This window comes from Actinomycetospora flava (genome assembly GCF_037400335.1).
In the GTDB taxonomy this organism is placed as follows: Bacteria; Actinomycetota; Actinomycetes; order Mycobacteriales; family Pseudonocardiaceae; genus Actinomycetospora; species Actinomycetospora flava.
This window is the reverse complement of the sequence record NZ_JBBEGM010000009.1, coordinates 135466-159898: the sequence shown is the minus strand read 5'-3', so window position 1 is coordinate 159898 and position 24433 is coordinate 135466. Positions and strand designations below refer to the sequence as shown.

Sequence of the window (24433 nt, the reverse complement as noted above, 5' to 3'; positions counted from 1 at the left end):
GTCGGAGTCGATGGATCGTGGCCGCGAGCGTTACGGATGCGGGTGGCCGGGGGTACCACGGCGGGGTTCTGCTCCTCCGTGGAAGGTGTCTCGTGCGTCGTTTCGATCTGGTCGTCCTGGGTGCCGGCTCGGGCAACATGGTGATCGACGACTCGTGGTCGGACCGCCGGGTCGCCGTCATCGAGCACAACGCCTTCGGCGGCACGTGCCTCAACCGCGGGTGCATCCCGTCGAAGATGCTGTCCTACACCGCCGAGGTCACCGAGCTCGTCGCCGATGCGCCGACCTACGACGTCGACGCCCGGCTCGAGGGCATGCGCTGGCCCGACGTGCGCAAGCGGGTGTTCGACCGCACCGACGGGACCGCCGCCGAGGGCGAGCAGGGCCGGCGGAGCGAGGACTTCGTGACCGTCTACACCGGCGTCGCCCGCTTCACCGGCCCGCGCCGCCTGCGCATCGAGGGCGAGGACGGCGAGGACCCGGTGGAGATCGAGGGCGACCAGGTGGTCGTCGCGGCCGGGTCGCGTCCCTCGGTCCCGCCGCCGGTGCAGGAGTCGGGGCTGCCGTTCCACACCTCGGACACGATCATGCGCATCGACGCGCCGCCGCGGCGTCTGGCCGTGCTCGGCGGCGGCTACATCGCCGCCGAGCAGGCCCACGTGTTCCACGCCGCGGGCAGCGAGATCGTCGTGATCGAGCCCCATGACCAGCTCCTCGAGGGCCACGACGAGTCGGTCGCCGCCCGGTTCACCGACATCGCGCGGGAGCGCTACGAGCTCCACCTCGAGCGTCGCTTCGAGAGGCTGGAGGGCGAGCCGGGGGCGCTGCGCCTCGTGCTCGACGACGACAGCGTGGTCGAGGCCGACACCCTGCTCGTGGCCACCGGGCGCACCTCCAACGCCGACCGGCTCGACCTGGCCGCCGCCGGCATCGACGTCCACGACGACGGGCGGATCGCGGTCGACGACGCCCAGCGCACCTCGGCGCCGGGCGTGTGGGCGCTCGGCGACGTCAGCTCGCCGCTGCAGCTCAAGCACGTCGCCAACCGCGAGGCCGAGGTGGTCCGGCACAACCTCGCCCACCCCGACGACCTGCGCACCGTCGACCACGACCTCGTGCCCTCCGCGGTGTTCACCAACCCGCAGGTCGGGGCCGTGGGACGCACCGAGCAGCAGTGCCGCGACGAGGGACTCGACTACATCGGCGCCACCGTGGAGATGGCCGACGTCGCCTACGGCTGGGCCATGGAGGAGCGGACGGGCTTCTGCAAGGTCCTCGCCGAGCGGGGCACCGGCCGCATTCTCGGCGCCCACATCATGGGCCCGCAGGCGCCCGCGATGATCCACGTGCTGAGCGTGGCGATGACGTTCGGCATCGACGCGACGGCGTTGTCGCAGCGGCCCTACTGGGTCCACCCCGCCCTCACCGAGGTCATCGACAACGCCCTGCGCAGCCTGGCGGTCTGAGGTGCTCCGGAGCCGAGCCGCCGGCGGCGTCGTGGTCGATCCGCGGGGGCGGGTCGCGGTGGTCCGCCAGCGCGCCCTGACGTGGTCGCTGCCCAAGGGGCACGTCGAGGACGGCGAGTCCGTGCTCGAGGCGGCACGGCGCGAGATCGAGGAGGAGTGCGGGCTCACCGACCTCGAGCTCGTGCGCGAGCTGGGGTCCTACACGCGGCTGGGCGTCCGCCACGCCCTGCCCGAGAGCAAGACGATCACGCTGTTCCTGTTCCGCAGCCCGGAGGCGACGCTGCAGCCGCGCGACCCGGCGAACCCCGAGGCCCGGTGGGTGGCGCCGGAGGAGGTCGCGGGGAGGCTGTCGAACCCCGCCGACGGCCGGTTCTTCGCGCGGGAGGTGCTGCCGATCCTGGGGGAGGGCCGAGGTCCTACGTCGTGAACCACCCCGACGGGCCGAGGCCCGCGCCGGCCTCCAGCCGCGGGGCGTACTGGTCGTAGAACACCGTGGCGAGCAGCTCGCGGCGGCTCCGGACGCCCGCCTTCTCGAAGATCGATTTCAGGTGGTCCTGGACGGTGTAGCTCGACAGCTCGAGGGTCCGGGCCATGTCGGCCGTCCTGACTCCCTGCAGGGTGAGGGCGACGACGTCCCGCTCGCGGCCGGTGAGGCCGAGCGCCGCGATCACCAGCGGCACGATCTCGGGCGGCCGGGCCTCCTCCAGGGTGACGACGACCTCGGCGGCGCCGCCGTCCGGTGCGAGCAAAGGCGAGGCGTGCCCGACCAGCCAGCGCCCGGTGCGCGAGCGCAGCCGCATGCGCGGCACCGTGGGGTGCTGCCCGCGGGCGAACCGGCGGGCGGCCCCGACCAGGGCGCGCACGCTGAACGGCAACGGGCCCCGGCCGATCGGCTCGCCGGTGAGGTGCGCCAGCCCGTCCGCGGCGCCCACGCTGAGCCGCACGATCTCGTCCGCGCCGTCGACGACCAGCACGACCGGGCCCTGCGCGGCCGGGAGCAGCTCGGTGCCCGCCGACGCGATCGTCCCGGCGCGCAGCCCGACCGCCAGGGCCGTCCGCACGCCGCTGAGGTACTCCTGCTCCGCGTCGGTGAACGCCGAACGCGCCCCGTCGCGGAACAGCGCGAGGAACCCCCAGGACGCACCGTCGCTCTGGAGCGCCATCCGTGCCTCGTCGCCGACGTCCCAGTGGTGGTACAGGTCGGTGAACCGTGGCGAACTGCGGAGGTCCCCTCCGGTCTCCACCATCGCCGTGGCGACCCCGCCCGGCCGTCCGGCCACGACCTGGAAGTTGAACGGGTCCGGCCCCTCGTACTCGTGGTAGATCCACTGCTCGTCGTACTCGTCGCCGACGCCGCCCCACTTGACGTTGCCGGTGATCAGGTTGGTGGCGGGATCGGCGGGCGCGAGACAGGCGACCGAGAACGGGACCGCGCGGGTCAGGACGTCGAGCGCGGCGTGGCTGAACGTCGGCATGTCGAGGCCGGCCGTCGCCAGCGATCGGATCTCCAGGCGTGCCCGTTCTGCCGCGATCTGCACGATTCGAGTGTGATGCGCTGCACATCCTGATCGGAATCCCCCACTTTTCTGGGGTCGCCGCGGGCCAGCTTCGTGGGATGGGCACGCCGGTGGCGTGGCGTCACTCTGCTCGCCGACACCTCCGTACGGGACAGCGAGGAGCAGCCATGGACACCACCACCGTCGCGCAGCGCACCGGGTGGGCGCGCCCCGCCGGGATCGTCGGTCTCGTCGGCGGACTCGTCGCCGTGGGCGTCGGCGCCTACGAGCTCTCGACGCTGCCCCTGGAGGTGAGCACGACCTCGGGCCTGCGCAACGCGCTGCTCCACGTGGCGACGATCGTCGCGCTCGCCGGGCTGGCCGCCCTGGGGGCCGTCGGGACCGCGTGGTGGGGCCGGCTCGGCCTCGGCCTGACGATCCTGGGCTTCGTGGCGCTGACCGTCGCCGAGGTCCTCGAACCGGTCGACCCGGTGACGGCCATGGCGATCTTCGAGCTCGCCCCGCTGGTGATCGGGCCCGGCCTGGTGCTGGCCGGCGCCGCGGTGCTCCACGCGCGGCGGTGGTCGGGGTGGCGCCGCGTCGTCCCGCTCGCCGTCGGGGCCTACGTGCTCGCCGTCTTCCTGCCCGTGATGATCGCGATCGGGACCGACGCGGCCTTCTGGACCGTGTTCATCGGCTTCGAGCTGGGGCTGGCCGCGCTGGGTCTCGCCGTCGCCCAGGAGGCGTCGGCCGGCTCGCGCGCCACCTGACGGCGGCTCAGCGGCGCAGGGTGTCGCTCGGGGAGTGCCCGTAGTGCTCGCGGTAGAGCACGGAGAAGCGGCCGGGGTGCCCGAAGCCCCACCGCGCGGCGATGGCCTCGACGCGGTCGCCGCGCGTGTGGTCGCCGGCCTGGAGGTCGCGGTGGGCGCGCTCGAGGCGGACACGGCGCAGGTGCTCCAGCGGGGTGCTGTCGCGGTGGCGACGGAAGGCGAGCTGCAGGGACCGGACGCCGACGCGGGCGGCGTCGGCGACCTCGGCCAGCCCGATGTCCTCGTGGGCGTGGGCCTCCATGAAGTCCACGGCCCGGCGCAGGGTCGCCGGCTCGCCCCGGGGATCGGCGTCGCCGCGGTCGAGGGCGGCGACGGCGGTGTTCGGGAACGTCGCGAGCAGGGCGGTCGCGAGATGGCGCACCGTGTCGGCGTGGACCAGCGGTGCGCCGACCAGCGTGTCCGAGGTGAGGACGTCGTCGTGGACGTGGGCGCTGACGCGGGACCAGTACTGGGCGAGTGCGGCGGACACGGGGACCGCGGAGGTGAACGCGACGGCGTCGGGGCTCAGACCGGAGAGCTCGGCGCCGACGCGGGCGACCTCGGCGGGGTCGAGGGTGGTGGTCCGGACCGTGACGTCGTCCCACCCGAGGGAATAGGCCGACCAGGTCGGGAGCAGCACGAGCGGTGCGCTGACCTGCCCGTGGTCGTCCTCGATGCGGAGTGCCCCGCCGCACAGGGTCTGGAACACGACGAGGGCCGACGGGGGTTCGGCGACGGCCTCGACGGACCCCGAGTGCCGGAACCGCCCCATCGACAGGGCGCGGGTGGAGACGACCTGCGTCCAGAACGCGAACCCGTCCGCGTCGATCGGCGCCGGCCGGAGGTCGGTGTAGGTCGCCCGGAGGTACAGGGTCACCGCGTCCGGATCGGCGCTCGACCACCGCGTCCGCGTGACCGTCTCTTCCGGCCCCGCGCGTGTCAGGGGCCCTCCTCTCGCCGGGGCTGTGCGTCCCCTCCGCCCATCGCCTCGTGGAGGTCGGCGAAGACGTCGAAGGCCTCGGTGAGGTCGAGGATCGCGGCCACGCGGGCCGCGGGCCCGCACCGACCGACGACGAGCCGGGGCGTGCGCGTCGCCGGCCTCCGCTCCGCCTCCTCGACGAGGGCGGCGACGACGGTGGCACCGAGATAGGTGGCCGCGCCGATGTCGATCACCAGGGCCGGGGCCGGTGCCGCCCGTTCCGGCGGTGGACCGGGTCGCTCGCCGAGGGCGCGGGCGACGGTGCTGTGCACCTCGGGGCGGGTGACCAGATCGAGCTCGCCCTCGCCGCGCAGGACGACGACCTCCTCGCCGGCCGCCCACACGACGTCCGCCCGGAAGCCGTTCCCGGTTCCGCTCGGTCGGTCGTGCGGCTCTGCGCCGCCGACGTCAGGCCGTCCGCTGATGACCAGGTCCCCCTCGACCCCGCCCCGTCCTCAGGGCAGGCGTCGCGAACCGTACTCGTGTTGTCGGGTAACGGATAGGAGGACGGAGATCAGCGGCGCAGCGTGTCGCTCGGGAGGCAGTCGAAGTGGTCGCGGTACGCCGCGGTGAACCGGCCGAGGTGCGTGAACCCCCACCGCCGCGCGATCGCGGAGACCGTGTCGCCCCGCGACGGGTCCCCGACCTGGAGGTCGCGGTGGGCGCGCTCGAGCCGGACGATCCGCAGGTGGGCACGCGGTGTGGTGCCGCGGTGCCGGCGGAAGCTGTGCTGCAGGCCGCGGGCGCCGATCCCCGCCGCGGCGGCGATGTCACCGACGTCGATCGACTCGCCGGCGTGCTCCTCGATGAAGTCCATCGCCCGCCGGACGACCGCCGGATCGCCGTTGCCCGGACCGGGACCCGTCGGGTCGTTCACGGCGTCCAGCGCCGCGTTGGGGAAGGTGTGGACGAACGTGCTCGCCAGCAGCCGGAACGCCTCGGCACGCGCCAGCGGGCTGGCGGCGATCTCGTCGTCGCCCAGGACGTCACGACGCACGTACTCGGCGACCGCGTGCCAGTGCCGTTCCCGCCGGGCCGACACGGGCCGGGACATGCGGAACCGGATCCGGTCGGGAGCGAGCCCGGACACGTCCGCGGCGAGCGCCCGCGTCGGCCCCAGGTCGAGCCGGACCACGTCGTAGTCGACGTCGTCGAGGAGCACCTCGAGCGGCAGGTGCGGATCGATCAGCACCGTCTCGCCCGCGCCGAACCGCATCTCCTGCTCGCTCGACGTCACCTGGCAGCGACCGGCGCTCGGCCGGGCCACGAACAGCCCCTCGCTCGGTGAGGTGCCGGTCCGGAACGCCACCGACTGGCGCATCCGCTCGAGGGTGAACCGGTCGGTGTCCGTGCCCCGGATGTGCAGGCGGAATCCCGCGCGGTGACCCGAGAGCCGGAACGTGCTCTCCGTGTACCGGGCGCAGATCATCTCGTACGCGGTCTCCGGGTCGTCGGTCGCGAACTCGTACGCCTCCGGCGCCGACACCGACGTCACCCGTCCCCCTTCCGTCGGGACGACCGCTCTGGGCCGTCCGCACCACGCCGACGACAGCACAGCGTGCCCCCGCGCCGCGCGGATCGTCCACCGTGGCGGCGACGCGGCGCGCAGCGCCCCGGAGGAGGGCGACGACGTGATCAGCGGCCGGACAATTCGAGCTCATCACATTCCCGATCCACAACCATTCGCGGGCGGATGCCTAGCGCATTCGCCGTAATGGATCTGTGACGACAAGAAAATAGTGTCGAGATTCGCGCAGAAGGCTTTCCTGCGGCGTCGATCGCGGGGGAGGGTGGCGGCGCCGTTCGATCCGGGGGAGGTGCGGGGCGTGACCGTTCACCAGGGCCGGCACGAGATGCCCGGATGGCGGGGCTACCTCCCGGACAGCGTCGACCGGGCCTCGCGGGGACCCGGACGACGGGAGGGGCTGCTCCGGCGCCGCGCCGTCGCGGTCGGCGCGCTCGCGGCCTGCGTCGTGGCGGGCGGGGCCGCGGCGACCCAGACGCGGTCGGTGTGGCGGCCGGACCCGCCACCGGGACCCGCCGACACCTCCGGGTCCGTCCTGGCCCGGAGCTCGCTGTGGCTGCGGGACGCGGGCCCCGTGCTGGCCGGCGTCGAGGTGGAGCTCCGGCGGGTCGAGGGCGTCCGGAAGCAGTGGGAGACGTCGCCGATGGCGCGGCGCACCGGGCCACCGCCGAGCGCGGTCGCGGCGCTGCTCGATCGGCGGGCCGCGCTCGAGCGGCACCGCGAGACGTTGCGGGCGGCCACGGTCGCCCTCCGTGCGGAGCCCGCGTCGGAACCGCTGCTGTCGAGCGCCGCGGAGCAGCTCCGGGCCGCGCAGCAGATGCTGCGGGAACTGGACTCGGGTCGTGGTGTGCTCGGGGACCCGATGGAGGCGGCGGTCCTGAGGCTCGCGGGCGACCGCGCGGGTCTCGCCGCGTCCGGGGCCGCGTCCCGGAGCGACCGGACACCGGTGCAGGCCGTCCGGGTCTCGACGCCCCTCGGTGCGGCGGGACCCGTCGTGGCCGGCCGGCCGACGACCCGGGCGGTCGCGGTCCGCCCGGTAGCCGTCGAGAGCTCCTCGACGGCGAGCGAGGAAGGTCCGCGGGACTCGTCGCCCGGGTCCTCGGTGCCGTCGGGGGGCGCCGAGGACCCGGAGGCGGGCCGGTCACTGCGAGCGGGCACGGCGCCGGCGCCGGCGCCGGAGCCCACGCCGACTCCCTCGGCGGCGCCCGGGGCGGAGGGACCGAGCTCCGGCGGGCCGGCTGCGGTCCCGGCGGAGGCACCCGTCGCGCCGCCGGACGGCTCGGCGCCGGCGGTCGGGACCTCGGTGCTGACGTTCGGCGGCACCCCGCCGGACGACACGGACGACACGGACGACACCGCCGAGCTGTCCGTGCGTGACCTCTCCGGCGTCGCCGATGCCGACGCCGACGACGCCGTCGACCCGGAGGAGCAGGCCACCTCGTCGGACCGCTCCGACACGTGAGGTCCCGGGCGCCCGCCCCCGCGGAGCAAGGCAGGGACGGGCGCCCGGGTACTCGGAGCGCGGGGTACCAGGCGTGCACCTGGAGCCGTGGTCGCGGTCTCGGCGTCGGTCGCCGCGGATCAACGGCCGACGCAGACCCCCGGCTGCCTCCGCATCCCGCGGCGGTGTCGCGTGGGTTCCCGTGGTCCGAGCACAGAGCCCGCCGGGGGACGTGACCTTCTCTACCGGTCCCGTCGTGGCCGACCGCGGCCCTGATGCGTCTGTTGTACGCCGCGTGCGCTCGACGGACAACGACCGTTCGTGTCCGATCGGAGTCGCCGTATCGGCCCCGGCCGTGGTGGCCGTGTGTGCTCGTGGTTGCCTGCGTGCCGGGGGTGGTCGGATGGCACCGGCGATCGGGCGAGGACGGGTCGTCGCGCTGACGACGCGCCGGGTCGCGCCGTGGTGGCGACGCCTGCGCGAGACGCGGCGCGTCTACCGCGCCCGTCACGGCGACCACCTCTCGGCGGCGGTCACCTTCTTCACCGTGCTCGCGCTGGTGCCGCTGCTGATGATGGCGGTCTCGGTGGTCGGGTTCCTGCTGTCGTCCAGCCAGAGCGTGTTCGCGCAGGTGGAGGACCTGATCGCGGTGGCGCTGCCGCAGCCGGCGAGCACGGCCGTCGTCGACGTCGTCCACATCGTGGTGGCCGAGCGGGGAACTCTCGGCGTGCTCGGCCTGGCGGCCGCGGCGGTGTCCGGGTGGAGCTGGATCAGCCACCTGCGCGACGCCATGACCGCGCTGCTGGGGCGGCCGCTCCCGGAGCGCCGGTGGCGTCACGCGGTCTCGGACGTGGGCGCGCTGCTGGGCATCGGTCTCGCCCTGGCCGTCTCGTTCGCGCTGGCGGCGCTCTCGGGTGCCGTGGGTCGGTGGCTGCTCGCCCTCCTCGACCTCACCAGCACCTCCGGCGCCCGCATCGTGCTGGCGGTCGGCTCGGTCGTGATCGGGCTCGCCGCCAACTGGCTCGTCGTCGCCTGGTGCCTGGCCCACCTCCCGCGCCCGGCGCGTCCGCTGCGCCCCGTGCTGCCGGCCGCGGCGGTGGCGGCGGTGGGCCTCGGCGTCCTGCAGCAGCTCGGCGGCCTCTACTTCCGCCTGCTCGGCAACTCGCCGGCGGTGACGGCGCTGGGCGCGCTGGTCGGCGTCCTGCTGATCGTCTACCTCGTCGTCCGGTGGCTGTTCCTGGTGACGGTGTGGACGGACACGCGGGCACCGGCCGCCGTCACCGATCGCAGCGAGGCCGGCCGTGTCGGTCTCGAGCTCGTCGCCGACATCGTGGGGTGACCTCGCCGCACCGTGCGGACGGTGCTCACCCGCGTCAGCGGGGTGAGCCCGACCGCCAGTCGGGGAGCTCGTCGAGGTGCACGTCGTAGCGGTCCTGCTGGGGCAGCAGCGACGCGAAGTCCGCCTCCCCACGGCTGATGAGGGACAGCTGCTCGAAGTAGCCGAACCGCTCGACGCCCGGGCTGAGCAGGATCACCACGTCGGCGACCTCGCCCTCGGCGGCTCCGAAGGCGTGCGTCAGACCGGGCGGGATGATGACGAGACCGCCCTTCCCGACCGTGGTCAGGGCGTCGCCGAGGCGGAAGAGCATCGTTCCGTCCAACACGTAGAAGACCTCGTGGGACGACTCGTGGTGGTGTGGGGGAGCCCCGTCCGCCCCGGTGGCCAGGGTGAGACGGCTGGCGCTGACCGCGCACCCGTCGGTGAGCAGCTCGAACGCCCCGTGCGCGAGAGGCAGCGTGGCGGCCTCACCGGGCCGGACGACCAGGGGGTCGGTCGCGGCATCCATGGGGAACCCTTCCGTCGGTGTCGGCGGTCAGCGCTGGAAGCGCATGGTGACGGTGGTGCCGCCGTCGCGGTGCTCGACGTCGCTGGCGTCGGACAGGAACCCGATCATCGCGCGGCCGCGCCCGCGCACGGTCTCGCCGGGGTCGGGGGTCTTCCAGCGGCCCTCGTCGGCCACGGTCACGCGCAGCTCGTCGGCCGCGCAGACGGCGGTGATCTCCAGCGGGCCGCCCTGGCCGGCGGGGTAGGCGTGCTCGGCGGAGTTGGCCATGGCCTCGTACGCGGCGAGCACGAGGTCCTCCTGCCGGTCCTCGGACAGCGGCGTCTCCGCGGCCCAGCGGGCCAGGGACTGCCGCAGCCCGATGAGCCGCTGCGCCGTGGCCCAGATGCGGGCGTGGAAGTCCGCGTCGGTCATCGGGCGGCCTCCGCGTCGCGGTGATGCCCGTCGCGGTGGTGCACGGAGACGAGCGCGATGTCGTCGTCGTGCTCGCCGCCGGTCAGGGTCGCGACGAGGCGGTCGCAGTCGGCGGGGCCGAGGGGACGGGGCAGCGCGGCCACCGCGGCCAGCAGCCACTCCATGCCCTGGGCCAGGTCGCGGCTGCTGCGGCTCTCGACCAGCCCGTCGGTGTAGAGCAGCAGCCCGTCGCCCGGCGGGAACGTCGTCCGGCGCTCCGGGAACGCGGCGCCGACGCCGAGGGGCTGGGCGGTCGCCTCGCCGAGCTGCTCGATCGTGCCGTCGGCCCGCCGCAGGAGGGCGGGCAGGTGCCCGGCGTTGGCGTACACCAGCTCCTGCGCGGCGTGCACCGCGTAGAAGCAGGTCACGAACGTCGGCTCGGTGAACCCGCCGAGCAGGGTGGCGACGTGGCCCAGCACGTCGGCCGGGCCCAGGTCGAGCAGGGCGTAGGAGCGGATCGCGGTCCGGACCTGCCCCATGATCGTGGCCGCGGGGACACCGTGGCCCACCACGTCGCCGATGACGAAGGCCGTCGCGCCCGATCCCAGGGGGATGACGTCGAACCAGTCGCCGCCGATGTTCGGGCCGGTCGCCGCCGGCAGGTAGCGCGTGACCAGGTCCAGCCCCGGCACCGGCGGCACGTCGGGCAGCATGCTGCGCGAGAGCTCGCGGGTGAAGTTGCGCTCGCGCCCGTAGAGCCGGGCGTTGTCCAGCGCGATCGCCGAGTAGCCGGCGATGCCCTCGGCGAGGTATTCGTGGCGGGCGGTGAAGCGGCCGGGCTCGGGGTGCCCGAAGAAGAAGCCGCCCAGGACCTCGCCGTTGCTCGGGCTGATCACCGACACCGCGAGGTAGCTGCGCACGGGCAGGTGCCCCTCGGGCATGCCGTGGTACGGCGCGTTGTGGCCGAAGCGCGGGTCGGCGGTGATGTCGTCGCTGCGGACGGTGCCGTTGCCGTCGAAGGTCGGTGCGAACACCTCGGTGTTGCGGGGCATCGGGAAGCGCGAGAACGCCTCCCGCGGCACGCCCGAGAGCGTGTAGAGGGTGTAGGACTCGCCGAACTGGTTGATCAGGTTGTAGAAGAACGCGCCGAACGCCGCGCCGACCGCCGTCGTCGCCGCGTCGGTCGCGTCCTGCACGAGGGTGTCGATGTCGAGCTGCGCGGTCAGCTGCCGCCCCACCGACTGCAGCGCGTCGATGACGGCGGCCTCGCCGCGCAGGCCGGCGACGGTGCGGCGCAGCTCGCCGGTGGCCGCGGCGACGGCCCGGGCCGCGGCCACGTGCGACCGGTCCACCGGCTCCCGGGCGACCAGCGCCGTGCCGCCCGCGCCGCTCGTGCTGTCGCCGCGCTCCGGGTCGACGACGACGAGCGCCGCGGTCGCGCCGGGCACCAGCGCCGCGAGCCGGGTGTCGTCGGGGACCACGACCACCTCGCCGTCGACGGGCGCCAGGGCGGCGAGCTCGTCCGGGGTGATCGCGCGCCGCTCCACGGCGACCGGGCGCCCGTCCGGTGCGGTGAACGACGGGGCGAGCGCGTCCAGCAGGGCGGCGGTCTCCGGCTCGGACGAGGCGGCGCCGCGTGGGGTGAGGGTCATGGGCGGGTCACCGCGCGGCGAGGGCGTCGGCGAGGGTGTCGTGCAGGGCGAGCTCGTCGGTGAGCCGGGTGACCTGCAGTGGGCGCAGCACCAGCCGCCCGGTCGCCACGACGCGCACCGCGGTGTCCTCGCCCGACTGGCGGTGGGCCCGCACCAGCTCCGCCATCCCGACCGAGGCCAGGAACGTCACCGCGGTGAGATCGATGACCAGGACCGACGGACGCAACCGGGCCGCCCGCTCGACGGTGCGGCGCAGCGTCGACGCCAGCGACAGGTCGAGCGCGCCGGCGACGGCGAGCACCACGCCCTCCGGGACCTGCTCGAGGGTCACCGAGCCCTCGGGCTCGTCGTCGAGCGGGCCTCGACCATCCCGTCCGGGCTCGGTCATGGGCTCATCTTGCCGCGCGCCCGTTCGGGTTTCGACGGCAGGAGGCGGCTGCCGCCGATCGGCGGCCGTCCCCGGCGTCCGGCCCCGCTGTCATCCTGGACGGGCCCGCCCGCACGCCACCCCGACGACCCCGAGGACCACACCGTGAAGACCGCAACGCTGGGCGACCTCCAGGTCAGCCGCATCGGACTGGGCGCCATGGGCATGTCCCACGGCTACACCGGCGCCGGCAGCGACGACGCCGAGTCGATCCGCACCATCCGCCGCGCCCTCGACCTCGGCGTCACCTTCCTCGACACCGCCGAGGTCTACGGGCCGTACGCCAACGAGGAGCTCGTCGGGAAGGCGCTCCTCGCGCGCCTCGAGGAGAACGCCGCGGCCGACGCCGTCGAGCTCACCGCGGAGCAGCTGCGCCGCCTCGACGAGCTGCCCCCGGCCGAGGGCGGCCACCACACCGAGGCCCAGATGAGGCTGATCGAGCGCTGAGCGGCGCCCGCGACGTGCGGTGGCCCTCCGGGACGCGGGCGCGGTCGGTCAGGCCGGCACCACCCGCTCCCAGAGGTCGGTGAACTCGAGGGTGTCGAAGAACGCGACGGCCTCGACGATCGCCTCGCCGTGCAAGCGGAGGTACCAGGTGTAGGTGTTGCGGTAGGGGCGGCCGTCGCGGGCGGTCGCGGCGGCGTCGAAGAGCGCGATCACCCAGTCGCCGTCGGCGTAGAGCCCGCGCACGACCGGCACGAGCGGCGCCGACATCCGGGCGTTGAACGGGTCGATGAAGACGTCGAGGAACTCCTGGCGGCTCTCGTAGGTCCGCGACACCGGGCTGTTGCCGACGATCGTCCAGCGGGCGTCGTCGGCGAGCAGGGCGAACGGGCCCCCGGTCCCGGCGGCCCAGTCGTCGAAGGCGCGGGCGACGGTCTGCTTGCGGGCGTCCTCCGCGGCGAGGTCCCTGGCCACGTCAGATCCTCTGGGAGAGCTCGAACATGTTCCCCCACGGGTCGCGGAAGAACGCCAGCCGTGCGCTGATCTCCTCGAGCTCGAAGGGCTCGTTGACGACGTCGACCCCGCGCGCGCGGAGCTCGGCGAGCGTGTCGTCGACGCTGTCGACCTCGATGCACACGTGGTTGAGCCCGGTGACCCCGAGGCTCTCGTCGACGTCGGCGAACTCCGGCTGCGCGGTGGCGCCGGGGCCGGCGAGGATCTCGAGGTGGAAGTCGTCCTGGTCGGGCGGCATCACGTAGGCCAGCGTCAGGTCGCCGTAGGGCCAGGCCTGCAGGACCCGCCAGTCCATCTTGTCGACCCAGAACGAGCGGGCGTCCTCGAAGTCGGGGTAGCGGATGCCGGTGTGGTGGGCGCGCATCGAGGCGAAGGGCGAGGCGGGATTGCGGGCGGGGTTCGCGGGAAGCGGCATGTCCCCGACGCTAGGAACCGGCGGGCGGCCGGTCTTCGTTCGCGGCCACACATCTGGTGCCCGTCGTTCGTCCCGGCCGACGACGGGCTCACTCCGCGGCGCGGGCGCTGACGCCGAGCGCGAAGCTGACCTCGACGATCGTCTCGGTCGAGTCCAGGGACGACCCGGTCAGTTCCTCGAACCGCCGCAGGCGGTACCGCAGCGTGTTGGGGTGCACGGGCAGGGCGCGGGCGGCGCGGGCCACGTGGCGGTCCTCGGCGAGGTAGACCGCGACCGCCTCGAGCACCAGCCGCCCGAACTCGCCCTGGTCGTCCAGCGGCGCGAGGTACCGCTCGCGCAGCAGCCCGTTGACCTCGCCGGCGTGGGTCGCGGCGACCCGCCAGCTGAGGTCCTCCAGCGCGCGGACGCCGCCGAGCCCGAGTGTGGTCGACGCGGTCAGCACGGCCTGGGCGGTGCGGAACGAGCGGTCGAGCCGGTCGAGGGGGACCGCCGGGCCGAGGGTGATCAGGGTCCCGTCGCCCACCGCGTCCGGGCGGAAGGGCACGACGCCGGCGACGTGGGCGCCGATCGCCGCGAGCACCGCCACCCCGGGGTGCCGCGCCGCCTGGCGCTGCAGCTCGTGCAGCAGCGGACCCGGGTCCGCTGCTGCGGGCTGCGCGCGCAGGGCGCGGTATGGCATTGCCGGGTCGAGCAGCAGCGCCGTGCCCGCCAGCGTCAGGTCGGCGCCCTCGAGCGTGCCGTCGAGCAGCCCGAGGAGGAACTGCTGCGACCGGCGGGCCTGGTCCAGCGCGTTCTCGATGTCCGACTGCCGGTACACGGCGACGACGTTGCCGGTGTAGGCGTCGCTGAAGGACCACGCGAGTGTGAGAAGCCGGACCGTGTCGGTGGCGTCCAGCCCGACCTCCGCGGCGACCGCCGCCAGGGCGTCCCGGATCGCCCCCATCGAGAACCGGAAGGCATGCATGATGTCGTGGATCGGCACGCCCTGCTTCGCGCGTGCCCGCGACGACTCCTCGGCCTGCACGATCTGCGGCGGCGCGGGAACCGCGCCCGTGCGGACCACCGCACACACGTCCCGCACGATCTGCACCACCGACGCCTGGACGTCGGCGCGCGGCACCCGCTCGTAGGTGGGGATGTTCGCGTCGATGCGGGCGTGGACAGTGCGGGCGATGTCGTCGCCGCGGGCCGCGAGCGCACCGGCGACCAGCTCGGACGGACTCGCGGACACCCCCGGGACGATAGTCGGTGGCGTGGGCCATGGACGTCGTCGACGACGAGGACGAGGCTCGCCGTCGACGCCGACACGAGGATGTGCCCATGGCCGCGCCGACCCGCGAGGACAAGTTCAGCTTCGGGCTCTGGACCGTGGGCTGGCAGGCCCGCGACCTGTTCGGGGAGGCCACACGGCCGGTGCTGGCCGCGGTCGAGGCGGTGCACCGGCTCAGCGACCTGGGCGCCTACGGGATCACGTTCCACGACGACGACCTGGTCCCGCCGGGTAGCAGCGCCGACGAGCGCGCGCAGATCGTCCGCGAGTTCCGGGGCGCGCTCGACGAGACCGGGCTTGTGGTGCCCATGGCCACCACGAACCTGTTCGGCGACCCGGTGTTCAAGGACGGCGGGTTCACCAGCAACGACCGCAGCGTGCGGCGCTACGCGATCCGCAAGGTCATGCGGAACCTCGACCTCGCCGCGGAGTTCGGCGCGCACACCTACGTGTTCTGGGGCGGGCGCGAGGGCTCGGAGGTCGACTTCGGCAAGGACGTCGGCGCCGCGCTGGACCGCTACCGCGAGGCCATCGACACCCTCGCGCAGTACGTCCTCGACCACGACTACGGCATCCGCTTCGCGCTCGAGCCCAAGCCCAACGAGCCGCGCGGCGACATCCTGCTGCCCACCGTCGGGCACGCGCTGGCGTTCATCCACGGGCTCGAGCACCACGAGATGGTCGGCATCAACCCCGAGACCGGCCACGAGCAGATGGCGACGCTCAACTACACGCACGGCATCGCGCAGGCGCTGTGGGCGGGCAAGCTCTTCCACATCGACCTCAACGGGCAGAAGGGTCCGCGCTACGACCAGGACCTCGTGTTCGGCTACGGCGACCTGCTGCAGGCGTTCTCGACGGTCGACCTGCTCGACAACGGCTCCCCGGGCGGCGGGCCGGGCTACGACGGGCCGCGGCACTTCGACTACAAGCCGCTGCGCACCGAGAGCATCGACGGCGTGTGGGAGTCCGCGCTGGCCAACATGGAGACCTACCTGGCGCTGCGCGAGAAGGCCCGGGCCTTCCGCGCCGACCCCGAGGTCCGGGAGGCGCTCGACGCCGCCCGGGTCGCCGAGCTCGCGCAGCCCACCCTCGGCGCCGGCGAGACCTACAGCGACCTGCTCGCCGACCGCAGCGCCTTCGAGGACTTCGACATCGACCGCGCCCGCACCCAGGGCTACGGGTTCGCCCGCGTCCAGCGGCTCGCCGTCGAGCACCTGCTCGGGCGGCGCTGACGCCGCGGGCCGGCGTCAGGTCCCGGCGGCGGCGTCCTCCGCGGCGTCGAGGCCGTCGATGAGGGCGGCGAGCGTCTGCCAGTTCGCGCGGTTCGCGGCGGCGGCCCCGTCGACGTCCCCCGCGGCGCAGAGCGCGATGATCTCCTCGTGCTGCGCCACCGAGGCCCGGCCGCTCAGTGACGCGAAGCGGAGCTTCTCGAGGCGGCGCAGCACCGGGGTGTACCGCTCGAGGACCTCGCGGACGGCGGTGTTCGCGCTGGCCGTGACCAGGACGCCGTGGAAGTCGTCGTCGGCCCTCGTCGCGGCGTCGGGGTCCTTCCGGTCCAGCGCGTCGGCGAAGACCGCGTTCGCGCTGCGCATGGCGTCGAGCTCCGCGGCGGAGAGGTGGGGGAGCGCCTCCCGGGCGGCGAGCTCGTGCATGGCGGCCGTGACCGACTGTGCGTTGCGGGCCGCCCGGACGTCGAGCGGGCTGACCATCGTGTAGCGGCCGGGTTTCGTCTCCACCAGTCCGGCCTGCTCCAGCCGGGCGAGGGCCTCGCGCACCGGGGTGCGGCTCACCCCCAGCCACTCGACGAGGTCCCCGTCGTTGAGGCGCTCGCCGGGGGCGAGCGTGCCGTCGACGATCGCGTCCCGCAGCGCCCGGTAGGCGTCCTCGCGCAGGAGCGATCTGGCGACGAGTCCTCGACTCTCCGGAACCGGCATGCAGCACACCGCATCTCGCTCGCGCAGCTCTGTCAACACGACACTCTTGACCGCCCTCATGCAGAGTGCAATATTTTGCATGTCGGATCACAGCCAGAGAGGGCGCCCCCATGAGCACCGCGAACCCCACCGCGACGACCGAGTCCTCGACCACGCCGACGGTGGTGCTGGTCCACGGCGCGTTCGCCGACTCCTCGAGCTGGAACGGCGTGATCCGGGACCTCCAGGACCACGGCCACCGCGTCGTCTCGGCCGCCAACCCGCTGCGCGGCCTGCACACCGACGCCGCCTACGTGCGGAGCGTCCTGGACGGGGTCGCCGGGCCGATCGTGCTGGCCGGGCACTCCTACGGGGGGTCGGTGATGAGCGAGGCCGCCGACGGCCACCCCCGCGTCGCGGCGCTGGTGTACGTCGCGAGCTTCATCCTCGAGCCGGGCGAGAGCACCTCGCAGCTGGCCGGGCAGTTCCCCGGTGCCCAGCTCGGTGCCGCCCTCGACGCCGTGCCGATCCCCCTGCCCGACGGGGGCACCGGCACCGACCTCTGGATCCGGCAGGAGGAGTTCCGGAAGGTGTTCGCCGCGGACGTCCCCGAGGAGGTCGCCGACCTCATGGCGGCCACCCAGCGGCCCATCACCTCGGCCGCGCTCGACGAGCCGGCCGCGGCGGCCGCCTGGACGACGATCCCCTCGTGGAACCTCGTCACCACCGACGACCTCGCCATCCCCGCCGCCGCCATGCGGTTCATGGGCGAGCGCGCGGGGGCGCACACCGTGGAGGTCACGGCCTCCCACGCCGTCACGGTGTCGCGGCCCGACGCCGTCGCGGAGCTGATCCGCGAGGCCGCCCGCGCGACCGCGGGCTGATCGCGCGACCCCCGGGAAGGCACCGTGTCGAGCCTTACTTGCGTGTCAGCTTGCAAGTATGTGAGAGTGGTGGCGACCCGAGAGGAGCCATCGATGATCGAGCTACAGGACGGCGCGGTGGAGACGATGCTCGCCGAGGACCCCGGGGGTCCCGTCGTCATGCTCAACCTGCTGCGCTTCCGCCCCGACGGCGGGCGCGAGAGCTACCAGCGCTACGTGGACGCCATCGCCGGCGTGGTGGCGCGCCACGGCGTCCAGATCACCTACCTCGGCGAGGGCGGCCGCCCGCTCGCCGCCGAGCAGGGGCAGGCCTGGGACATGGTCGCGCTCGTGCGTTACCCGAGCAGGGAGCACTTCGCGGCGATGATCAGCGACCCGGAGTACCGGCAGGCCGAGCACTTCCGCACCGAGGCCCTGGTCGAGGCCGTGCTGCAGCCGACCGTGCCGCTGACCGAGGTGGCGGCGTGACCGTGGTGCTGGTGCACGGCAACCCGGAGACCCCCGCGGTCTGGGAGCCGCTGCTCGAGGCGCTGGAGCGGGCCGGGGTGCGCGAGCGGATCGTGCGGCTCGCGCCGCCCGGGTTCGGTGCGCCCCTGCCCGAGGACTTCCCGGCCACGCCGGACGCCTACCGCGACTGGCTCGTCGGCGAGCTCGAGGCGATCACCGCCACCGACGGGCCCGTCGACCTCGTCGGTCACGACCTGGGCGGGAGCCACACGCTGCGCGTCGCGATCAGCCGTCCCGACCTGCTGCGCAGCTGGGTCAGCGACACCCTCGGGGCCTTCGAGCCCGATTACGTCTGGCACGAGCTCGCGCAGCGCTGGCAGACGCCCGGGGTGGGCGAGGCCGACGTCGCCGAACGCTTCGGCCCGGACCGCGACGTGGACGCCGTGGTGGCGCTGCTCGTCGGTCGCGGGATGCCCGAGCCGGTCGCCCGGCGGGTCGTCGCGGGCCAGGACGAGGCGATGGGACGCGCGGTGCTGCGGCACTACCGCGCCGCGGTGCAGCCGGTGATGGCGCAGGCCGGCGCCCACCTGCCGGACGCGGCGCGGCGCCCGGGCCTCGCGGTGCTCGCGACCGCCGACCACGTGGTGGGGAACGAGGAGCAGCGCCGGCGCGCGGCGGCGCGCGCGGGGGCCCGGATCGCGGAGCTCGAGGGCCTCGGGCACTGGTGGATGGCCCAGGACCCGGAGCGCGGTGCCCGAGTGCTCGTGGACTTCTGGAAGGAGGTCGCGTCGTGACCACGATCCCCGCGCTGCGGACGCCCGACGAGCGGTTCGCCGACCTCCCCGACTTCCCCCGGGAGAGGCACTTCGGCGACGTCCGAGCCCCCTAGGTTTCAGTCGTGGTCGGGCGCGACGGCGGTGTGCGCCGGCGGCGCCGACCTCGCGGGTCGGGCGCGGTCTCCGCGACGTGCCGGCGGTGCCAGGCCGCGGCGTGGCACACCAGGACGGTCGTCTGGTCCTGCTGACGTGGTGATCGGTCGTGATCCATGCCGCCGACGCTAGGGACGCGTCGTGGCCCTTCGCCTGGGTGCGCTGCACCCATCCACCGCGCCGCGCTCGCTCCTATCGTCGACGCGGACGGAGCACCCCGGGGGAGAGGATCCGATGCCGGACAGCGAGGAGAACGGGGATCGCATCCTGGTCGCCGGGGCGGGCGCGATCGGCTCGTTCTTCGGCGCCCAGCTCGCCGCCGCGGGGCGGGACGTGACCTTCCTGGTGCGCCCCGCGCGGCGGGCGGCCGTCGCGCGCGGGCTGACCGTGGACAGCGCGCAGGCGCCCGCGCAGCTGGCCCACCCGCGCACGGTCACCGCCGCCGAGCTCGCGTCGGAGCGGCCGTTCGCCCTGGTCCTGGTGGCGTGCAAGGCGTTCGACCTCGACGCGGTGGCCCGGGAGATCGAGCCCGTGGTGCGCCGTGGCGCGCTCGTGCTGCCCCTGCTCAACGGCCTGCGTCAGCTCGACGTCCTCGACGCGCACTGCGGCGCCGACGCCGTGGCCGGCGGGACCTGCTTCCTGTCGGTCCGCCGCGACGACGACGGCACGATCGTGCACCGCGGGGGCGCGGCCCGGCTGACGTTCGGCGCGCGCGGCCCGCTGCGCGTCCCCGCCGACGCGGTGGAGGCGCTGCTGACCTGCCCCGGCTTCACGGTGCACCGCTCCGCCGACATCGCCGCCGAGATGTGGGCGAAGTGGGTCTTCATCGCGGCCGCCGCGGGAGCGACCGGCCTGGTCGGCGGCTCGGTCGGCGAGCTCGTCGCGGCCGGCGGGTCCTGGCTCGCCGAGGAGTGCCTGGCGGAGGCCGCGGCGATCGCGGCGGCGCAGGGCTTCCCGCAGCGGGAGGAGGCGCTGGCGTCCGCCCGGCGCACGGTGACCGAGCCCGGCTCCGAGCTGGTGCCCTCGCTGCTGCAGGACCTGCGCGCGGGCCGGCGGACCGAGGCGGAGCACCTCCTCGGCGACCTGGTCGCCCGCCGTCCGGACCCGTCGCCCGGGCTGCTCGACGCGGCGCTCGTGCGGCTGCGCGTGTACGAGACCGCCCGCTCGACCAGCTGACGTCAGGTCCGGTGACGCGCGACCGTCGTCGCCAGCTCCACCCGCGAGCGCAGGCCCAGCTTGCGCAGGCTGTGGGAGATGTGGGTCTGGACGGTCCGCGGCGAGACGAAGAGCTGGGCGCCGATCTGCGGACTGGTCAGGCCCTGCCCGACGAGCTCGGCGATCTGCCGCTCGGTGGGCGTCAGGCTCTCCCACCCGCTCGCCGGGCGGCGCCGGGACCCGGACACACCCAGGCGGACGTCCTGCGCCCGGAGGCGCGCGGTGAGCCGGCGCACGGTGCCCGCGGCGCCGAGGCTCGCGGCGAGGTCGGTGCACCGCCGCGCGCAGGTCCGGGCCTGCTCCCCGTCGCCCGACGTCGCGGCGGCGACCGCGGCCTCCTCCCACGCGCCGAGCGCCCCGGCCACGTGGCCCCGGTTCTCGTACGTCGTGGCGGCGGCCGCGGCGCGCGCGGGGTCCGCGTCGGCCATGGCCGCGACGAGGTCGACGGCGGGCGCCAGGGCCACGGCCTCCTCGGCGGGCACCGCCGCCGTGTCCGTGGCCACCTGGCGCAGCAGCGCCCGGTCGTCCGCGTCGAGGGCCACGCGCGCGACGTCCGGGCCGGCGATCAGCGCCCAGAGCAGCCGCCCGCCGCCCAGCGCGGTCGTCCAGCTCTCGCGCGCGAGGTCGGTGACGCTCTCGTGCCGGCCGTGGGCCTCGGCCAGGAGGATCGTGGTCAGCGCGGTCACCGGGAGGCCGAACTGCTCGGGGAGGCCGCGGAGCCGCCAGCGCTCCTGGGCGGCCTCGAGGCCGTCGAGCTCGCCCCGGCGGATGCGCATCTGCAGCACGCCGGCCGTCCCGCGGGAGAGCCATCCGCTGCCGGTGAGTGCCGCGGATTCCAGCCCCGTGTCCAGCTCGGCGAGCGCGTCGTCCCAGCGTCCCGCGACGCGGTCGATCTCGCCGGCCACGAACAGGTGCAGCGGCCCGAGCCAGCCGTGACCCCGCTCCTGGGCGCGCCGGCGGGCCTCGAGGGACAGCGTGCGGGCGGCCTCCGGACCCCGGGCGTAGAGCGCGAACCACGCCGGCCAGATCGGCGCGGTCGCCCCGTCCGCCCAGGCGGGGGAGTTGCCGGCCTCCCGGGCGTCGCGGGCCTCGACGGCCAGCTCCAGCGCGCTCTCGCACCGGGCGGCGAGGAAGAGGTCCATGGCCGCGGGGACGAGTGCGGCGCCGGTGCGGGTGCCCGGCCGCCCCGGCGGGACCGCACGGTCGACGGGCCCGCGTCCCGCGAGCACCTCCACCCAGCGCCGCAGGTGGCCGAGCGTCGTCCGCTGCGCCTGCGGCGGATCCCCGGCGAGGTGATCGTCGATGGTCGCCAGCGCCGCGTCGACGTGAGCGCTGCTGACCATCGCGTGCAGCGCCACCCGGGTCAGGTCGTAGCGCGCCGCCGGGTCGCCGTGCGCGCCGAGCCGTTCCCGGGCGACGCGTTCGGCCTCGGCGATCTGCCCGGCCGCGGCGAGGGCGCCGGCGCGGGCCAGGGCGATGGCGTCGGCCTCGGGACCGGCCCCGCAGCGGGCCGCGGCCGCGGCGAGCACGTCCGCGGCCTGGGCGGGCGCGTGCGCGAGATCGGACCCGGCGATCCGCAGCGCCTCGGCGGGCGGGATCGGCTCGGCGGCGTCGGTGTCGTGCTGGAGGATCTGGGTGGCGATGCCGCCGGTGGCCCGCAGCTGCGCCGCGCACGCCTCGTGGAGCAGCTTGCGCAGCGGCGGCGCCAGGTCGGCGAGGACCACGTCGCGGAAGAGGTCGTGCCGGAACGCGAGCTCGTCGTCGGCGGTCCAGACCGCGATGCCGGCGGAGACCGCGGACTCCACCGCGCCGACCAGGCCCAGGGCCGAGGTCCCGCCCACCGCGGCGAGCTGCTCGACGCCCGACGGACGCCCCCAGACCGCCAGCAGCCGCAGGAGATCGCGGGCACCCGGCTCGAGCAGGGCGAGGTGGGCGCGCACGCTCGCCTGGACCGAGGTGGGGACGTCGTGGTCGCCGCCGCGGACGACGACCACGCCGTCGGCGACCTCCAGCCGGCCCTGGCGCTCCAGGTCGTCGAGCAGCACGCCGGCATGGAACGGGTTGCCGTCCGTCACCGCGAGCAGCGCGCGGAGGCCGGACCCGGGCGGGGCCCCGAGCCGGGCGAGGACCAGCTGTTCGAGGCCGTCCGGCCCCAGCCCGGCGACCTCGATCGTCCGCACGTCGGGGCGGGCGGCTAGGGCCTCGAGGGTCTCGCGGACGGGCAGCGCGCGGCGCGCGAGGACCAGCGACAAGGGCAGGTCCCGGACGGCGCCCGTCAGCCGCCCGAGCAGCGCGAGCGAGTCCGCGTCGGCGTGGTGGACGTCGTCGGCGCACAGCGCGACCGGCCCCTCGGCGCACCGCTTCTCGACCGCCTCCATCACGACGTCCGGCGTCTCGGCGAGCGGCGGGTAGTGCTCCTCCAGGCCGAGCAGCGACGTCATGAGCCCGAACGGCCGGCGCCGCCCGATCTCGTCGGCGACGACCCGGTACACCCGCACGCCGCGCTCGCCCAGCATGCGGCCCAGCTGGTCGAGCGCCGTCGACTTCCCCGCCCCGGGCGCTCCCGTCAGGAGCAGCACCTGCTGCGGGGCCCGCCCGTCGGCCATCGCGTCGACCGTGTCCCCGAGGACGTCGAGCGCGTCGGGGTGCACGGTGTCCGTGGTGGTCGCCACCCACGGATCGTACGAAGCAATCCGGGTGAGATGACGGATGTTTCCGCGGTGAGGCGGCGCGACGCTTCTCGTGTCAGTGACGAGCAGCCCGCAGCCCCGAGGAGCACCCCATGAACAACGGCCCGATCGCCGGCACCATCGCGTTCCTGATCGGCAACTACATGACCACGCTGTTCGTGGTCGGCCTGGTCGTCGCGGCCGTCAAGGTCCTGAGGCAGGGTCGGGAACGAACGCCCGTCACGATCTCGGGCACGTTCCTGAACTCCTTCGTCCTCTGGGCGATCGGCGTGGCGCAGGTCGTCAACTTCGTCATGCACTCCGTCTTCGGCGACTTCGCCGCGAGGACCATCGGCTGGGCGCAGAGCCCCTTCCAGCTGGAGCTCGCCCTGAGCAGCCTCGGGGTCGGCGTCATGGCGTTCATCCTGTGCACGAGGAACAGCGCGTTCCGCGGCAAGGTCGCGCTGGTCGTCGCCACGGTGATCTTCGGCTGGGGCGCCGCCCTCGGGCACGTCTACCAGCTCGTCGTGAACCACGACGACGCCGTGAACAACACCGGCCTGCTGCTGTTCTCGGACATCGCGATCAACGCGGTCGGGCTGGCGTTCGTGCTGTGGCACGCCGCGGCGCTGCGGCGTGCCCGCCGCACCGGGGAGGTCACCGTCCGCACCGACGCGCCGGTGCTCACGGCGTAGCCGCCACCCTCGCCACACCCGGAGGCCGGTCGTGCACCCCGCGACCGGCCTTCGCGCGCGCCCGGGTCACGCGGCGAGCGACGCCGCGGCGTTCGTGATCGTCGCCAGCGCGTGGGCGATGACGGGCTGGGCGGCACCGCCCGCGCGGGTCACCGCCACGATCCGCCGCACGGGAGCCGCCGGCCCGCTCAGGCGCAGCCGCACCACGTCGGTGCCGGGATGCACCAGCGCCAACCGGGGGAGCATGAAGATCCCGAAACCGTGGGCCACGAGCGCCGTGCCGGTGTCCCACTCCTCGGCGTGGTGGGCGACGGTCGGTCGGAAGCCTGCGGCCTGGCACGCGGCCAGGGTGAGGTGGTGGTAGGCGCTCCCGGGACGGCAGGTGATGAACGGCTCGGAGGCGGCGTCGCGCAGGGTCACCTCGGACCGGGCGGTGAGGGGATGCCCGACGGGGACGGCGAGGTCGATCGGCTCGTCGAGCACCGTGTGCTGCTCGAAGCGCTCGTCGGCCCCGGGCGGGACACGGTCGTCGACCACGAGCAGCGCGAGGTCGGCGTCACGGGCGAGCAGCAGGTCGAGGCAGCGCGCCGGTTCCGCCTCCACGACCTGGATCGCCAGCGCGGGGAAGCGCTCGCGCAGGGCCGCCGCCGTCGGGACGAGGAACCTCGCCGCCGCGGTGGAGAACCCGCACAGCCCGATCGTGCCCGGCAGGTCCTCGACGCCGGCCAGCTCCGCGCGCGCGATCTCGGCGCGCGCGTGCAGCACCTCGACGTGACGGAGCAGGACGCGCCCGGCCGCGGTGGGCTCCATGCGCCGCCCGACCTGGCGCACCAGCGCCACGCCGAGCTCGTCGGAGAGCCCGCGCAGCTGCTGGGACACCGCGGACGACGTGAAGTGCAGCACCCGGGCCGCCGCACTCACCGAGCCGTGGTGGGCCACGAGCTGCAGGGTCCGCAGGCGCGCGTCGATCACGTAGCGATGCTACGCACTGGATGAAGAAGCGT

Annotated in this window: 26 protein-coding genes; 12 read left to right on the top strand and 14 right to left on the bottom strand. The window is 74.8% G+C overall.

Features of this window, described 5'->3' with window-relative positions; genetic code table 11:
• Nucleotides 1-92: 92 nt before the first annotated feature.
• A complete protein-coding gene (locus WCD58_RS21210) occupies nt 93-1466 on the top strand; it encodes a mycothione reductase (protein ID WP_337705055.1) in 1374 nt (457 codons plus the stop codon).
• 1 nt (nt 1467) lies between these two features.
• A complete protein-coding gene (locus WCD58_RS21205; protein WP_337705054.1) occupies nt 1468-1893 on the top strand; it encodes an NUDIX domain-containing protein in 426 nt (141 codons plus the stop codon).
• Here the strand turns inward: WCD58_RS21205 and WCD58_RS21200 are convergent.
• Nucleotides 1883-3004 (bottom strand): helix-turn-helix transcriptional regulator, encoded by a 1122-nt coding sequence (locus WCD58_RS21200; protein ID WP_337705053.1) that lies wholly within the window; start codon nt 3002-3004, stop codon nt 1883-1885. The two genes, WCD58_RS21205 and WCD58_RS21200, sit on opposite strands and share 11 nt — an antisense overlap.
• A 146-nt stretch (nt 3005-3150) precedes the next feature.
• Between WCD58_RS21200 and WCD58_RS21195 the strand changes: the two genes are divergently transcribed.
• Nucleotides 3151-3732 (top strand): hypothetical protein, encoded by a 582-nt coding sequence (locus tag WCD58_RS21195; RefSeq protein WP_337705052.1) that lies wholly within the window; start codon nt 3151-3153, stop codon nt 3730-3732.
• Between the two features lie 7 nt (nt 3733-3739).
• Here WCD58_RS21195 and WCD58_RS21190 read toward each other — a convergent pair whose 3' ends face one another.
• The 3 genes from WCD58_RS21190 to WCD58_RS21180 all read right to left on the bottom strand — a co-directional run bounded on the left by WCD58_RS21190 (nt 3740) and on the right by WCD58_RS21180 (nt 6245).
• On the bottom strand, nt 3740-4648 hold the full coding sequence (locus WCD58_RS21190; RefSeq protein WP_337705051.1) for a helix-turn-helix transcriptional regulator: 909 nt from the start codon (nt 4646-4648) through the stop codon (nt 3740-3742).
• Between the two features lie 62 nt (nt 4649-4710).
• Nucleotides 4711-5094, bottom strand: coding sequence for an STAS domain-containing protein (locus WCD58_RS21185; protein WP_337705050.1), 384 nt, complete (start codon nt 5092-5094; stop codon nt 4711-4713).
• Between the two features lie 170 nt (nt 5095-5264).
• Nucleotides 5265-6245 carry an AraC family transcriptional regulator gene (locus WCD58_RS21180; RefSeq protein ID WP_337705049.1) on the bottom strand — a complete coding sequence of 327 codons (981 nt, stop codon included), beginning with the start codon at nt 6243-6245 and terminating at the stop codon, nt 5265-5267.
• Between the two features lie 331 nt (nt 6246-6576).
• On the opposite strand from WCD58_RS21180, the gene WCD58_RS21175 reads away from it, so the two are divergent.
• On the top strand, nt 6577-7737 hold the full coding sequence (locus WCD58_RS21175) for a hypothetical protein (RefSeq protein ID WP_337705048.1): 1161 nt from the start codon (nt 6577-6579) through the stop codon (nt 7735-7737).
• A 382-nt stretch (nt 7738-8119) separates the two neighbouring features.
• Nucleotides 8120-9055: a YihY/virulence factor BrkB family protein gene (locus WCD58_RS21170; protein WP_337705047.1), complete on the top strand. Its 936-nt coding sequence runs from the start codon at nt 8120-8122 to the stop codon at nt 9053-9055.
• A 34-nt stretch (nt 9056-9089) separates the two neighbouring features.
• Here the strand turns inward: WCD58_RS21170 and WCD58_RS21165 are convergent, their stop codons facing one another.
• From WCD58_RS21165 to WCD58_RS21150, 4 genes are read right to left on the bottom strand one after another with little or no spacing between them, the layout of a single operon-like run.
• Entirely contained in the window at nt 9090-9563 is a 474-nt protein-coding gene (locus WCD58_RS21165) for a cupin domain-containing protein (RefSeq protein ID WP_337705046.1), read from the bottom strand.
• 27 nt (nt 9564-9590) lie between these two features.
• On the bottom strand, nt 9591-9974 hold the full coding sequence (locus WCD58_RS21160; RefSeq protein WP_337705045.1) for an ATP-binding protein: 384 nt from the start codon (nt 9972-9974) through the stop codon (nt 9591-9593).
• Nucleotides 9971-11605, bottom strand: coding sequence for a PP2C family protein-serine/threonine phosphatase (locus WCD58_RS21155; protein WP_337705044.1), 1635 nt, complete (start codon nt 11603-11605; stop codon nt 9971-9973). Before WCD58_RS21155 ends, WCD58_RS21160 begins: the two co-directional genes overlap by 4 nt.
• A gap of 7 nt (nt 11606-11612) precedes the next feature.
• Entirely contained in the window at nt 11613-11993 is a 381-nt protein-coding gene (locus tag WCD58_RS21150) for an STAS domain-containing protein (protein ID WP_337705043.1), read from the bottom strand.
• Between the two features lie 144 nt (nt 11994-12137).
• On the opposite strand from WCD58_RS21150, the gene WCD58_RS33700 reads away from it, so the two are divergent.
• Nucleotides 12138-12479, top strand: coding sequence for an aldo/keto reductase (locus tag WCD58_RS33700; RefSeq protein WP_373696258.1), 342 nt, complete (start codon nt 12138-12140; stop codon nt 12477-12479).
• A gap of 48 nt (nt 12480-12527) precedes the next feature.
• Here the strand turns inward: WCD58_RS33700 and WCD58_RS21140 are convergent, their stop codons facing one another.
• The 3 genes from WCD58_RS21140 to WCD58_RS21130 all read right to left on the bottom strand — a co-directional run bounded on the left by WCD58_RS21140 (nt 12528) and on the right by WCD58_RS21130 (nt 14635).
• Nucleotides 12528-12950 carry a nuclear transport factor 2 family protein gene (locus WCD58_RS21140; RefSeq protein WP_337705042.1) on the bottom strand — a complete coding sequence of 141 codons (423 nt, stop codon included), beginning with the start codon at nt 12948-12950 and terminating at the stop codon, nt 12528-12530.
• 1 nt (nt 12951) lies between these two features.
• The gene (locus WCD58_RS21135) at nt 12952-13404 is read right to left on the bottom strand and encodes a VOC family protein (RefSeq protein ID WP_337705041.1); all 453 of its coding nucleotides are present in this window, start codon (nt 13402-13404) and stop codon (nt 12952-12954) included.
• A gap of 88 nt (nt 13405-13492) precedes the next feature.
• Nucleotides 13493-14635 carry a PucR family transcriptional regulator gene (locus tag WCD58_RS21130; protein WP_337705040.1) on the bottom strand — a complete coding sequence of 381 codons (1143 nt, stop codon included), beginning with the start codon at nt 14633-14635 and terminating at the stop codon, nt 13493-13495.
• Nucleotides 14636-14724: 89 nt separating this feature from the next.
• On the opposite strand from WCD58_RS21130, the gene xylA reads away from it, so the two are divergent.
• Nucleotides 14725-15909, top strand: a complete 1185-nt coding sequence (gene xylA, locus WCD58_RS21125) for a xylose isomerase (protein WP_337705039.1) — start codon at nt 14725-14727, stop codon at nt 15907-15909.
• Nucleotides 15910-15924: 15 nt separating this feature from the next.
• Here xylA and WCD58_RS21120 read toward each other — a convergent pair whose 3' ends face one another.
• Nucleotides 15925-16611 carry a GntR family transcriptional regulator gene (locus tag WCD58_RS21120; RefSeq protein ID WP_337705038.1) on the bottom strand — a complete coding sequence of 229 codons (687 nt, stop codon included), beginning with the start codon at nt 16609-16611 and terminating at the stop codon, nt 15925-15927.
• A gap of 110 nt (nt 16612-16721) precedes the next feature.
• Here WCD58_RS21120 and WCD58_RS21115 point away from each other — a divergent pair, with 110 nt between their 5' ends.
• The 4 genes from WCD58_RS21115 (at nt 16722) to WCD58_RS21100 (ending at nt 20026) form a co-directional block, all read left to right on the top strand.
• Nucleotides 16722-17474 (top strand): alpha/beta fold hydrolase, encoded by a 753-nt coding sequence (locus WCD58_RS21115; RefSeq protein WP_337705037.1) that lies wholly within the window; start codon nt 16722-16724, stop codon nt 17472-17474.
• 93 nt (nt 17475-17567) lie between these two features.
• A complete protein-coding gene (locus tag WCD58_RS21110; protein WP_337705036.1) occupies nt 17568-17942 on the top strand; it encodes a DUF1330 domain-containing protein in 375 nt (124 codons plus the stop codon).
• Nucleotides 17939-18715, top strand: a complete 777-nt coding sequence (locus tag WCD58_RS21105; protein ID WP_337705035.1) for an alpha/beta fold hydrolase — start codon at nt 17939-17941, stop codon at nt 18713-18715. The genes WCD58_RS21110 and WCD58_RS21105 overlap by 4 nt, the downstream gene beginning before the upstream one ends.
• Nucleotides 18716-19084: 369 nt before the next feature.
• The gene (locus WCD58_RS21100; RefSeq protein ID WP_337705034.1) at nt 19085-20026 is read left to right on the top strand and encodes a ketopantoate reductase family protein; all 942 of its coding nucleotides are present in this window, start codon (nt 19085-19087) and stop codon (nt 20024-20026) included.
• Nucleotides 20027-20028: 2 nt separating this feature from the next.
• Here the strand turns inward: WCD58_RS21100 and WCD58_RS21095 are convergent, their stop codons facing one another.
• Nucleotides 20029-22737 carry a helix-turn-helix transcriptional regulator gene (locus WCD58_RS21095; RefSeq protein WP_337705033.1) on the bottom strand — a complete coding sequence of 903 codons (2709 nt, stop codon included), beginning with the start codon at nt 22735-22737 and terminating at the stop codon, nt 20029-20031.
• A gap of 110 nt (nt 22738-22847) precedes the next feature.
• Here WCD58_RS21095 and WCD58_RS21090 point away from each other — a divergent pair, with 110 nt between their 5' ends.
• Nucleotides 22848-23429, top strand: coding sequence for a DUF6790 family protein (locus WCD58_RS21090; RefSeq protein ID WP_337705032.1), 582 nt, complete (start codon nt 22848-22850; stop codon nt 23427-23429).
• 66 nt (nt 23430-23495) lie between these two features.
• Here WCD58_RS21090 and WCD58_RS21085 read toward each other — a convergent pair whose 3' ends face one another.
• Nucleotides 23496-24401 carry a LysR family transcriptional regulator gene (locus tag WCD58_RS21085; RefSeq protein ID WP_337705031.1) on the bottom strand — a complete coding sequence of 302 codons (906 nt, stop codon included), beginning with the start codon at nt 24399-24401 and terminating at the stop codon, nt 23496-23498.
• Between the last annotated feature and the right edge of the window lie 32 nt (nt 24402-24433).